The sequence below is a fragment of the Tropicimonas sp. IMCC34043 genome (assembly GCF_003390845.1).
Taxonomy (GTDB): Bacteria; Pseudomonadota; Alphaproteobacteria; order Rhodobacterales; family Rhodobacteraceae; genus Tropicimonas.
The window spans coordinates 1062057-1073954 of the sequence record NZ_QMEK01000001.1 but is presented as its reverse complement, the minus strand read 5'-3'; the positions used below and the strand labels follow the sequence as shown (position 1 = coordinate 1073954).

Here is an 11898-nt window from a genome sequence, read left to right as displayed (position 1 = left end):
CGCAAATTTCCGTTGTATTAACGGTAGTTACGTGACGTAAATGTCCACCACAAGCCCGCTTCACACTCCCAACGTCTCGCGCTGGCGGGATCGAGATCCGCATTTTGCATCGGCAGCGCCGGGCCGGCTCATTGCCGGTGGCCGCGGCAATGGCGAACTGCTTGGGCAGCGCCTGGTCGAGAACGGGGCGATCGATCCCGGCGATCTGGTCAAGGCGCTTGCCCTGCAGGCCCGGCAGGACACGCGGCTCGGCAATATCCTGCTGTCGAACAACATGGTTTCGGAACGGGCGCTGATGGACGCGCTCTGCGACCAATGGGGGACGGGCGAGGTCGACCTCGATTTGCGGCCGGCCGATCCGCGCCTTGTCGACGCCTATGGCGCCACCCGGTGCCTGCGCGAGGGGTTGCTGCCCTGGCGACGCGAAGGGAGCACGGTCGTCGTCGCCACCAGTCGCCCCGAGAAATTCCTCAACCACCGGTCCGAACTCGAACAGGCGCTGGGGTCTGTCAGCATGGCGTTGACCAGCGAGGCCACCCTGCATCGCGCGTTGACCCGCGTGCGCAACCCCGCGCTGGCGCAGATGGCCGAAACCCGGGTTCCCGCGGCCTTCTCGTGCCGGAACTGGGACCGCCAGTTGCTGGCCCGCCGCATGGTGGCCGCGACACTGGTTGGGTCGCTGATCGCCGCAGTGTTCCCGGTGGCGGTCTTCTCGCTGCTGGCAATCTGGGCCATCGTCACCCTTGCGGCGACCGCCGGGCTGAAGCTGATTGCCGCGGGCTATGCCGTTCACCAGTCGATGCGCAAATCGGCGCGGATGTTCCAGACGATCCGGCGGCGCGGACCGGACATCGCGCGTCTGCCCACGGTCTCGATCCTGGTTCCGCTGCTGCAGGAGGAAGACATCGCCGACAAGCTGATCGGGCGGCTGTCGCGTCAGGCCTATCCCAAGGAACTGATGGATGTGCTGCTGGTGGTCGAGGAGCACGACGAACGCACCGCCGAGGCGCTGTCGCGCACACGGCTGCCGCATTGGATCCGGGTCGTGACGGTGCCCGAAGGCGGCGTCAAGACCAAGCCGCGGGCGCTGAACTATGCGCTCGAATTCTGCCGCGGCCAGATCGTCGGTGTCTGGGATGCCGAGGATGCGCCCGATGCCGACCAGCTTCACAAGGTGGTGCGCCGGTTCCACGAACGCGGGCCCGAGGTCGCCTGCCTTCAGGGCGTGCTCGACTATTACAATGCGCGAACGAACTGGCTGAGCCGGTGCTTCACCATCGAATACGCCAGTTGGTTCCGGGTCCTGCTGCCGGGGCTGCAACGGATGGGAATGCCGGTGCCGCTGGGCGGAACGACGCTGTTCTTCCGCCGCGCCGCGCTGGAAAAGATTGGCGGCTGGGATGCCCACAACGTCACCGAGGATGCCGATCTGGGCATGCGGCTGGTGCGCATGGGCTACCGGACCGAGATCATCGATACCGTGACGAAGGAAGAGGCAAACTGCCGGGTGCGGCCCTGGATCACGCAACGCTCGCGCTGGCTCAAGGGCTATGCCATGACCTGGAGCGTGCATATGCGCGACCCCGGCAGGCTTTGGCGCGAACTTGGTCCGCGCGGCTTTCTCGGGTTCCAGATCCTGTTCCTCGGCACGCTGACGCAGTTCATCCTGGCCCCGGTGCTGTGGTCGTTCTGGCTGCTGGCGCTTGGTCTGCCGCATCCGCTGGCAAGCCTGATCCCGGGGTCCCTCCTGCTGCCGTTGATGGGTCTGTTTGCCCTGTCGGAACTGGTAAACCTCGGCACCGCCGCCTTTGCGGTCCGCGGCCGCGAACACCGGTTCCTGACCCCCTGGGTGCTGACCCTCGGCCTGTATTTCCCGCTGGCAGCGCTGGCCTCCTACAAGGCGTTCTACGAGCTGTCATTCAGGCCGTTCCACTGGCACAAGACCTGCCACGGTCTCTACGACGAGGCCGAGATCCCGGTATTTGCCGAACTTGCCATCGCCTGAGCCGCGCCCCGGCGGCCAGGCCAGCGCGACCCCGGCCCGCAAGCCAGCGCAGCGATCTAGCCGGTCGCGCCGCTGTCCTGGGTCAGGCGCTGGATGAAGGCGTTCGAAATATGCGCCCTCAGCGCTTCCTGGGCCGCCTGTTCGTCGCGGGCGCGGATCGCCGCCACGATCCCCTCGTGTTCGGCAAGGGCGGTCTCGCCACGCCCTTCGGCGGCAAGCGAGGTGGTCGCCATCAGGGCCATCGAGCGATAGACGAGGTCCAGTTGCTGCACCAGATAGCGGTTGTGCGACGCCAGATGGATCTGGCGGTGAAAGCGCCGGTTCGAACGGGCAAGGGCGGAGGGTTCGTTCAGCAACCGCCGGTCGCTGGCAATCATGTTCTCCAGCACCCGCACCTCTTCGGGCGCGGCATGGCGCGCGGCGAGCCGGGCGGCCAGCGCCTCGAGCTCGGAGCGCACGACGTACAGTTCGGCCAACTGGTTGTGATCGAGCGAGGCGACGATCAGGCTGCGCCCGTCGCGGGCCAGCAGCGACTGGGTTTCGAGCCGCTGCAGCGCCTCGCGGATCGGCGTGCGCGACACCCCGAAGCGCTCGGCCAGTTCGGATTCGACCAATCGGTCGCCCGGACGATAAAGCCCCATGTCGATCGCATCGAGGATCAACTCGTATGCGTCCTTCTGGGCGGGCCTGTCACTCGGCATCTGGCTGTCCTCTGCGGCGGAGGGCTACAAGCTAGCGAAATCGCTCGGGACTTCAAGAAACTGTCCCGAAGAAACATCGAAACCGGCCAGATTGTCCCAGGCGACGGGCCTGAAGTCGCCGCCCGGCGCGGGGCACAGGCCTCGAGCGGGGCCGCAACCGTGACCGAGCCATCGACGGAACCCATATCCTCGCGGGTCCCGCGCGGCTTGGCTGACCCGTGGCGTGCGATGGCGGTCTGGCGCGGGACGCATTTCGGGGCATCCGCGAACAGCCATATCGCGGTCACGAGCGGGTCGGGCACGGGTTTTCGGTCATTGGCATGGGCGTCTGCGAAGACAGACCTTCCGCGTTCGATCAACTCACTCCAGACGCCGGTATTCTCCCCTTCCGTGTCCTCGATCTCGAACGGCGCATCGAACCCTCCGTCGGCCCGCAGGTAGATCCCGCAGGCGGCGACCCTGCGCGGCTTTGGCGCGGGGACAGGTGGTTTGTGGACGGCGCCGGCGACAATGCCGGGTCGGCCAGAGCGAGCCGCCTTGCCGACGCTCCCGCCCGCACCTACCGTCCGCGCCATGGTGGCTGATCGATTCTCTCATGTGACGACCTGGGTCTTCGACCTCGACAATACGCTTTACCCGCCCGAGGTCCGGCTGTTCGACCAGATCGAGCGCCGGATGACCGCCTGGGTGATGCGCGTGCTCGGGGTCGATCATGCCGAAGCCGACCGGCTGCGGCTCGACTACTGGCAGCGCTATGGCACGACGCTGGCGGGGCTGATGGCCGAACATGGTGCCGACCCCAGCCCCTATCTGTCCGAGGTTCACGACATCGACTTCGGCGCGCTGACACCGGACCCCGGCCTCAACGCCGCTATTGCGGCGCTGCCCGGACGCCGGATCGTGTTCACCAATGGCTCGCAGCCCTATGCCGAGAACGTTCTCGAGGCGCGCGGGCTGCGGCACCTCTTCGATGCGGTCTATGGCGTCGAGCACGCCGGGTTCCGCCCCAAGCCTGAGCGCGCCGCCTTCGAGGCGGTGTTCGCGGCAGACCGGCTCGACCCCGGCCATGCCGCAATGTTCGAGGACGACCCGCGCAATCTGGCCGTGCCCCATGCCATGGGGATGCGAACGGTGCACGTGGCCCCGCATGCGGTTGTGGCCCCGCATATCGAGCACCACACCGACGACCTAGCAGGCTTTCTCGCGCGGCTGCTTGCTCGCTGAACCGGTCGTGCCGGCCGGGACCCCCTGATCCGGGGCCAGGTTGCGGCTGCGGCATGTTGTGCGCGGCGCACCGGAACTTTATGGGATAGACTGAGCGAGATGACGAGCCTGGAGACAACGATGACCGAAACAGATCACCACGGCACTCCGCAGGAGAGCCTTACCCCCTTTGCCGGCGACCGCGGCTGGAGGGGGCTGGCCCGCACCGAGGGCGAAGGCGTTGCCTACGGGATCGTGGCAGCCCTGGTGGCGCTGATCCTGATCGTTGGGTTCACTGCCGGAATCGCCGGCGTCCTGCTGATCTTTGTCGCGCTGACCTTCTTGTCGCTCGCGATCCTCGTCATCATCTCCTACGGCGGCTAGGCGACGCGGCCTTTGCCGCTTGCACCTTCCCGGGCCGAGGTCCTAGACCTTGGCAGGGTCCCGGCCGGCTGCCGGGGCGGTTCAAAGCCAGGAGGCATCGGCAATGGCACGTATCGACACCGAGGTCCTGATCGTCGGCGGCGGAATCGCCGGACTCTGCGCCGCGCAGGCGTTCGGACGCGCCGGATATCAGACACTTGTGGTCTCTCCCCGGCCGCCGGTCATTGCCGGCGACGCCGATGGATCGGACCTGCGCTCGACCGCATTCCTGCAGCCTGCAAAGCAGTTGTTCGAAGAGATCGGCCTGTGGGAGTCGCTTGCGCCCGAGGCGATGCCGCTCAACGTGCTGCGGGTGGTCGACACGGTCGGCTGGCCGCCACGGGTGAGGGATTCGCGCGATTTCCATGCATCCGACGTCGGTCAGCGCAGCTTTGGCTGGAACCTGCTGAACTGGCGCGTGCTCGCCGGCCTCAGCGCGGCGCTTGAGGGCAACGACCGGGTGACCCAGCGCTATGGCGCGGGCTTCGCCTCGATGGTCGCCCGCCAGAGCGGCGCACTGGTGCGGCTGAGCGACGGGACCTCGGTTCGCGCGGAACTGGTAGTCGGTGCAGACGGACGCGATTCGGCGGTGCGCGAGGCCGCGGGAATTGCCGCGCACACGATCCACTATGGCCAGAAGACGCTGGCCTTCGTGGTCAGTCACCCCAAACCCCACGCCAGCATCTCGACCGAAATCTACAACGAGGGCGGTCCCTTCACTCTGGTCCCCCTGCCCGACCTCGATGGCGAGCCTGCCTCGGCGGTGGTCTGGATGAACCCCGGCCCCCGTGCCGAGGAGCTGGCCACGATGGAGGTCGGCGCGTTCGAGGCCCGGATGTCGGAACGCTCGTGTTATATCCTCGGGCCGCTGAAGCTGCGCTCGGAACGCAGGCTGTGGCCGATCGTCGGCCGCCGGGCCGAGCGGCTGACGTCACAGCGTGTGGCGCTGATGGCCGAGGCCGCGCATGTGATCCCCCCGATCGGCGCGCAGGGACTGAACACTTCGATGGGCGATCTGATCCTGCTGCGCGATCTGGCGCTGATGGCGGGCCGTGCGGGCCTTGGTAACGAGAAGATGCTGGCCGAGTATGACCGCACCCGCGGCGCCGATATTCGCAGGCGGGTTGCCGCCATCGACATCTTCAACCGCGTCACCCGCTCGCCCAACCCGCAGGTCCAGATGCTGCGGCTGATGGGGATGAAGGCGGTGCACGATCTGGGCGGTCTGCGCCAGATGGTGATGCGGGCGGGCATGGGCCAATAAGGCTCGTCGGGGGGGCCAGCCCCCCGTCGCGGCAGGGCCGCGACTCCCCCCGGGATATTTCCGAACAGAAGAAGATCGGGGCGGGCGCGCCGATGTGGGCTGTCGCGATCAGAGTGGCCCGGGCAGGCGTTCTTCGCTGAGCAGGACGTTGGCCTCGACATTGCCGGCGCCAGGCAGGGTCATCACCCGGCGCCGCAGGATGCGTTCGAAATCGGACAGGTCGCGGGCGACGACGCGCAGGCGGTAGTCGAACAGACCCAGCACATGGTCGATGCTGAGCACCTCGGGGATGGCACGGGCGGCGCGTTCGAATTCGTCGAGGCTGACACGGCCCTTGGTGGCAAGCTTGACGCCGAGAAAGACGGTAACCCCGAAGCCGAGCGCCTCGCGGTCGAGCACCACGCGACGGCCGGAAATGACGCCGGCCGCGGTCAGGCGCCGGATCCGGCGCCAGGTTGCCGGTTGCGACAGGCCGAGGCGGCGGCCAAGGGCGCCGGTGCTGGCAGTCGCGTCGGCGCGCAGCGCGGCCAGCAACTGGCGGTCGACCTGGTCGAGGTCGATGGCAGGATCGGTCACAGCGGCAGCACCTCTTCGTCCTTGATCGTGGCGACATGCACCAAGGCCTCGATATCGGCGATATGCGGCAGGGTCAGGATGCGGCTGCGATAGAGGTGCTGGTAATGCGCCATGTCGCGGGCAATGACCACGAGGCGGATATCGACGCGGCCGAGAAATGTCTGGATCTCAAGCACTTCCGGAACCTTCCTTGCCTCGCGGATGAATACGTCGAAGGCGTTGGTCTGGGTCTTGTCGAGGGTGAAGCGCAACGAGACCCGCACCGAATAGCCGAGCGCTGCCCAATTGATCACCGCCTCCTGCCCCTTGAGGATGCCGCGCGCGCGCAGCCGGGCGATCCGGCGCGAGCAGACCGCGGGCGTGGTGCCGGCGGCCTCGGCAAGGTCCGCCATGGCGCCGTCGGGCGCGTGTTGCAGATGGCGCAGCAGGCGCCGGTCGAGATCGTCGAGCATGAATTCTTGCAGTCTTGGAGATTTGGCGAATTGACCTGCGCATATCTAGCGAAATTCTTGCAAGACTGAAACGTCTATTCGCTGAAAGTACCTAGAATGCACCCATCAACACCGCTGCAGAAAAGGAAGAACATCATGCGCGTGTATTATGATCGCGATTGCGACATCAACCTGATCAAGGACAAGAAGGTTGCGATTCTGGGCTATGGCAGCCAGGGCCACGCCCATGCGCTGAACCTGCGCGACAGCGGTGCCCGCAACGTCGTCGTCGCCCTGCGCGAGGGATCGCCCTCGACCGCCAAGGCCGAAGGCGAAGGGCTGAAGGTGATGGGCATTGCCGAGGCCGCTGCCTGGTGCGACCTGATCATGTTCACCATGCCCGACGAACTGCAGGCCGAAACCTATCGCAAATACGTGCACGACAACCTGAAGGACGGTGCGGCCATCGCCTTTGCGCACGGCCTCAACATCCACTTCGGTCTGATCGAGACGAAGCCTGGCGTCGACGTGATCATGATGGCGCCCAAGGGTCCGGGCCACACGGTGCGCGGCGAATACACCAAGGGCGGCGGCGTCCCCTGCCTCGTTGCGGTCGACAACGACGCCTCGGGCAAGGCGCTGGAACTCGGGCTCTCCTATTGCTCGGCCATTGGCGGCGGCCGTTCGGGCATCATCGAGACCACGTTCAAGGAAGAATGCGAGACCGACCTGTTCGGCGAGCAGGCGGTGCTGTGCGGCGGGCTGGTCGAGCTGATCCGCATGGGCTTCGAGACCCTGGTCGAGGCGGGCTATGCCCCCGAAATGGCCTATTTCGAATGCCTGCACGAGGTGAAGCTGATCGTCGATCTGATCTATGAAGGCGGCATCGCCAACATGAACTACTCGATCTCGAACACGGCGGAATACGGCGAATACGTGTCGGGCCCGCGGGTTCTGCCCTATAACGAGACCAAGGCGAACATGAAGGCGGTCCTGACCGACATCCAGAACGGCAAGTTCGTGCGTGACTTCATGCAGGAAAACGCCGTCGGCAAGCCGTTCTTCAAGGCGACGCGCCGCAATAACGACGCCCACCAGATCGAATCGGTCGGCGAGAAGCTGCGCGCCATGATGCCGTGGATCACCGCGGGCAAGATGGTCGACAAGTCGCGGAACTGATTGCGACCCTGATCACGGGCCCGGGCGGACATCGGTTCGGCCGGGCGCGGGGCCGGAAGGCCCCGAAAGGATCTGTGAAAAGCCCCCATGTCGTCCCTGACATGGGGGTCGCGCGGCGGCGATCCGTTCAGCGTTCGGACCGGGCGGCGCGGCGGCGCAACGAGGTATAGATCGGATGATCGCCAAGCGCCTCGCTCACCAGCATCGACCCGAAACAGCCCGACAGCAGCGGCAGAAGCAGGCTGGAACTGCCCGTCATCTCGGTCACCAGCACGATGCCGGTGAGCGGCGCACGCACCACACCGGCAAAGAACGCGCCCATTCCGACGACAGCGAAGGCCTCGGGATCGATCGAGAGGCCTGGAAATATCTGATCGGCGATCATGCCGAAGCCGAGCCCCGCGACCGAGCCGAGCACCAGCATCGGCGCAAACAGCCCGCCCGGCGTCGCGGCGGCATAGGAGATCGCGCCAAGGAGCAGCCGCAGCAGGAAGATCATCGGCAGGGTCATCAGCAAAAGCTCGCCGTTCAGCGCGCTCTGCGTGATGTGATCGCCGCCGCCAAGCATCTCGGGCGCGACGAAGGCGACGACGCCTATGACGGCGCCGATGGCCGCAGCGCGAAGCTCCATCGGGCCGCCGATGCGTTCGAACAGGTTCAACGTGGCGAGCAGGCTGCGACTGTAGAAGACCGACAGAACGCCAAGCAGCAGACCGAGCAACAGATACAGCGGCTGGATGGCTGCGCTTCCGACCGGCAGCTCTGGCGCCAGCAGCACCGGCTCGGACCCGACCATGATGTTCGAAACCGTGATCGCGCCGACCGAGGCGCCAAGCGCCACGACGGCAACCCGCGGTTCGAACCGGCCGACGAGTTCCTCGATGACAAAGATTGCGCCGGCACCCGGTGCGTTGAAGGCGGTGGCAAGCCCTGCCCCCGCGCCGCCGGCCATCAGCGCCCGGTTGTCCTGCCAGCTGCGGCGAAACAACCGGCTGATCGCATCGGCGATGTTCGCGCCCATCTGGACGCTCGGCCCCTCGCGGCCAAGGGCCAGGCCGGCACTGATCGCAAGAAAGCCGCCGACGAACTTGATCGGGGCAAGATAGGCAGGTGCTGCCTTGATCTCGCCGTCGAGCACCGCCTCGACCCGGGGAATGCCGCTGCCGGAGGCTTCGGGCACGATCCGCCGAACCAGGCTTGCGGCAACCGCCGTTGCCGCCGCGCAGCCCGCGACCAGGAGCGCAAGCCCCTGCCAGGCGCGTCCCTGGGCCCAGTCGACGGCCGCGTGGCGCAGCCCCTCGCCCGATTCGAGCGCCAGCCGAAAGCCGACGCAGACGACACCCGCGATCAACCCGACCAGCGTTGCCAGCACGGCAAGCGCGACCAGATCGCGCAACTCGCGCACGTTTGTAGCCTTTAGCGGTCGTTCGCCCTGCATCCGATATCGCGGTCCTTTGTGGGGCCGTCGTCCCATTTCCTGGCGCGGTGTCAGGCCCGCGCGATGGTTGTTGGTCGGTCCGGATCCTGCCGGTTGTTCCCGCTAACGGATGCACCCTTGCAGCGGCAATTGCACGGCATTCCGATGCATGCAGGACATCTGGTCGCGGTCCCGGGCCTGCGTTGCCCGCGCGGAAGCTGTCTGCGCGGGTCTGTAGTTGCCGCAAAGGCACTTTGCGGGAGGCACGGGCCGGTGCCCGGTCAGGCTGCGGCCTCTTCGACCGCCGCGACGACCGACTCGACGACATGCTCGAGCAGCACGGGATCGACGCTTTCCGCCATCACCCGGATCAGCGGCTCGGTCCCCGACTTGCGGATCAGCAGCCGGCCGTTGCCGTTCAGCCGTGTCTCGGCCGCGGCGATTGCGGCCCGCACCGCCGTGCTGTCGAGCGGTGTCGCGCCGGCGTCATAGCGGACGTTTTTCAAAAGCTGCGGCACTGTCTCGAAACTCCGTGCCAGCGTCGAGGCGGGCTGGCCGCTTTGCGCCATCGCGGCCAGAAACTGCAGCCCTGCCATCAGCCCGTCGCCGGTGGTGGCGTAATCGGTCATCACGATGTGCCCCGATTGTTCGCCACCGAGGTTGAAGCCGCCCTGCCGCATCCGTTCGACCACATAGCGGTCGCCGACCGCGGTGCGTTCGAGCCTGAGCCCGCGCGCCCCCAGGAACCGTTCGAGCCCGAGGTTCGACATCACGGTCGCAACCAGCGCCCCGCCCCGCAGCCGTCCGGACGCCGCCCAGCGATCGGCAAGCAGCGCCATGATCTGATCGCCATCGGCGACATTGCCGGCCTCGTCGATGATCATCACCCGATCTGCATCGCCATCGAGGCAGATCCCGACGTCGGCGCCCTGCTCCACCACCGCCGCGGCCGCCGTCTCGACATGGGTCGAGCCGCATTCCTTGTTGATATTGAGCCCGTTCGGCGTGACGCCAAGCGGCACCACTTCGGCGCCCAGTTCCCACAGCACGTCGGGCGCCGTGCGATAGGCCGCGCCATTGGCACAGTCGATGACCACCTTCAGCCCGGTCAGCCTGAGGCCGAGGGGAAAGCTCGCCTTGGCGCGCTCGACATAGCGGAAGCGGCCATCGTCGATGCGGCGCGCCCGGCCGATGTTGTCGGCCTGCGCGGGTTCGGTGCCGGCAAATACCAGCGCCTCGATCTCGGCTTCGGCCTCGTCGCTCAGCTTGAAGCCATCGGGGCCGAAGAACTTGATGCCATTGTCCTGGTGCGGATTGTGGCTGGCCGAAATCATGATCCCCAGATCGGCGCGCAGCGAGGTCGTGAGATATCCCACCGCGGGCGTCGGTATCGGGCCGAGCAGCAAAACGTTCATTCCCGTCGAGGTCAGCCCCGCGGTCAGCGCGTTCTCGAACATGTAGCCCGACAGCCGCGTGTCCTTGCCGATCACCACCCGGTGGGCGGGCGAACCGTCCTGCCGGAAATAGCGCCCGGCGGCGGCGCCAAGCCTCAGCGCCATCTCGGCGGTCATCGGGTGGGTGTTGGCGCGGCCGCGCACACCATCGGTTCCGAACAGCGTCCTGGTCATACTGCCTCCTCCGGCCCTTTTCCTGTTGTTGACGCCTGAAACAGGCGCAGGGCCTGCGCCGTCTCGGCGGTATCGTGGATACGCAGAATCTGCGCCCCTTGCGCCATTGCCGCAAGGGCCACTGCAGCCGATCCCGGCATCCGGTCGCGCGGCGGCTCGGCCCCGCCGATGGCGCCGATGAAGCGCTTGCGCGAAGCGCCCAGAAGGATCGGGCAGCCAAGCGCGTGAAACAGCGACAGCCGCGACAGCAGGGCAAGGTTGTGAGCCGTGGTCTTGCCAAAACCGATGCCCGGATCGACGATGATCCGCCCCCGCGCAATACCCGCAGCCTCGGCCACCGCGATCTGCGCCTCGAGGAAGTCGTAGACGTCAAGCAGCACGTCGTCATAACGCGGGTCGGCCTGCATGGTCGCCGGGGTGGCGACCGAATGCATCAGGCACAGCGGCACCCCGGCGGCCCCGGTCAACGGCGCTAGGTCAGGGTCATGGCGCAGTCCCGAGACATCGTTGACGATATCGGCGCCTGCAGCCAGCGCCGCCATTGCGACCGATGCCTTACGGGTGTCGATCGAGACCGGCAGGGCAATCCCCGCCTCGCGGATCGCGGCGATCACGGGGGCGGTGCGCGCAATCTCTTCGTCCTCGGAGACATCGGCGGCACCGGGCCGGGTCGATTCCCCGCCGATGTCGATCACATCGACATCCCCCGCCATCGCCCGGGCACGGGCGAGTGCCGCGGCAAGCCCGAGATGTGCGCCGCCGTCCGAGAAACTGTCGGGCGTGACGTTGAGGATCCCCATCAGCCGCGGCCGGTCCATCGACAGTCCTGCCACTGCCGGGCGCGGTGCCGTCAGCGCGCGCAGCACGCCCTCCGGCACCGCGCGTGCGGGCAGGATCTGTGGCAGGGCACCGCGGCTCAGGCACTCGACCCGGTCGAACCATGCCCAGCCGCCGGCCAGCGACACTGCCTCTGGCGGTCGGGCGGGATCGAGGCTGGGAATGGGGCGGAAATATTTGCGCATCGCGTCGCTGCCTTTGTCAGTTGCGGGCGCTTGCGGCCTGCCCGCTGCC

At 67.0% G+C, this 11898-nt stretch carries 11 protein-coding genes; 5 read left to right on the top strand and 6 right to left on the bottom strand.

Annotated elements, in window-relative coordinates:
- Nucleotides 1–40: 40 nt before the first annotated feature.
- On the top strand, nucleotides 41–2005 hold the full coding sequence (locus tag DQG17_RS04975; RefSeq protein WP_116131640.1) for a glycosyltransferase family 2 protein: 1965 nt from the start codon (nucleotides 41–43) through the stop codon (nucleotides 2003–2005).
- A gap of 56 nt (nucleotides 2006–2061) precedes the next feature.
- Here DQG17_RS04975 and DQG17_RS04970 read toward each other — a convergent pair whose 3' ends face one another.
- The gene (locus DQG17_RS04970) at nucleotides 2062–2706 is read right to left on the bottom strand and encodes a GntR family transcriptional regulator (RefSeq protein WP_116131639.1); all 645 of its coding nucleotides are present in this window, start codon (nucleotides 2704–2706) and stop codon (nucleotides 2062–2064) included.
- Between the two features lie 573 nt (nucleotides 2707–3279).
- On the opposite strand from DQG17_RS04970, the gene DQG17_RS04965 reads away from it, so the two are divergent.
- The 3 genes from DQG17_RS04965 to DQG17_RS04955 all read left to right on the top strand — a co-directional run bounded on the left by DQG17_RS04965 (nucleotide 3280) and on the right by DQG17_RS04955 (nucleotide 5596).
- On the top strand, nucleotides 3280–3930 hold the full coding sequence (locus DQG17_RS04965) for a pyrimidine 5'-nucleotidase (protein WP_116131638.1): 651 nt from the start codon (nucleotides 3280–3282) through the stop codon (nucleotides 3928–3930).
- Nucleotides 3931–4050: 120 nt separating this feature from the next.
- Nucleotides 4051–4293 carry a hypothetical protein gene (locus DQG17_RS04960; protein WP_157973528.1) on the top strand — a complete coding sequence of 81 codons (243 nt, stop codon included), beginning with the start codon at nucleotides 4051–4053 and terminating at the stop codon, nucleotides 4291–4293.
- Between the two features lie 103 nt (nucleotides 4294–4396).
- Nucleotides 4397–5596: an FAD-dependent monooxygenase gene (locus DQG17_RS04955; protein WP_116131636.1), complete on the top strand. Its 1200-nt coding sequence runs from the start codon at nucleotides 4397–4399 to the stop codon at nucleotides 5594–5596.
- A gap of 108 nt (nucleotides 5597–5704) precedes the next feature.
- Here DQG17_RS04955 and DQG17_RS04950 read toward each other — a convergent pair whose 3' ends face one another.
- Both DQG17_RS04950 and DQG17_RS04945 read right to left on the bottom strand, forming a co-directional pair.
- A complete protein-coding gene (locus DQG17_RS04950; protein WP_198666025.1) occupies nucleotides 5705–6172 on the bottom strand; it encodes an Lrp/AsnC family transcriptional regulator in 468 nt (155 codons plus the stop codon).
- Nucleotides 6169–6624, bottom strand: a complete 456-nt coding sequence (locus DQG17_RS04945; RefSeq protein WP_116131635.1) for an Lrp/AsnC family transcriptional regulator — start codon at nucleotides 6622–6624, stop codon at nucleotides 6169–6171. Before DQG17_RS04945 ends, DQG17_RS04950 begins: the two co-directional genes overlap by 4 nt.
- Before the next feature lie 135 nt (nucleotides 6625–6759).
- Between DQG17_RS04945 and ilvC the strand changes: the two genes are divergently transcribed.
- Nucleotides 6760–7782 carry a ketol-acid reductoisomerase gene (gene ilvC, locus DQG17_RS04940; protein WP_116131634.1) on the top strand — a complete coding sequence of 341 codons (1023 nt, stop codon included), beginning with the start codon at nucleotides 6760–6762 and terminating at the stop codon, nucleotides 7780–7782.
- Nucleotides 7783–7909: 127 nt separating this feature from the next.
- Here ilvC and clcA read toward each other — a convergent pair whose 3' ends face one another.
- From clcA to folP, 3 genes are all read right to left on the bottom strand, one after another.
- Nucleotides 7910–9187: a H(+)/Cl(-) exchange transporter ClcA gene (gene clcA / locus DQG17_RS04935; protein ID WP_198666024.1), complete on the bottom strand. Its 1278-nt coding sequence runs from the start codon at nucleotides 9185–9187 to the stop codon at nucleotides 7910–7912.
- Nucleotides 9188–9480: 293 nt separating this feature from the next.
- On the bottom strand, nucleotides 9481–10827 hold the full coding sequence (gene glmM, locus DQG17_RS04930; RefSeq protein WP_116131632.1) for a phosphoglucosamine mutase: 1347 nt from the start codon (nucleotides 10825–10827) through the stop codon (nucleotides 9481–9483).
- Nucleotides 10824–11849, bottom strand: coding sequence for a dihydropteroate synthase (gene folP / locus DQG17_RS04925; RefSeq protein WP_116131631.1), 1026 nt, complete (start codon nucleotides 11847–11849; stop codon nucleotides 10824–10826). Before folP ends, glmM begins: the two co-directional genes overlap by 4 nt.
- Nucleotides 11850–11898 lie beyond the last annotated feature (49 nt).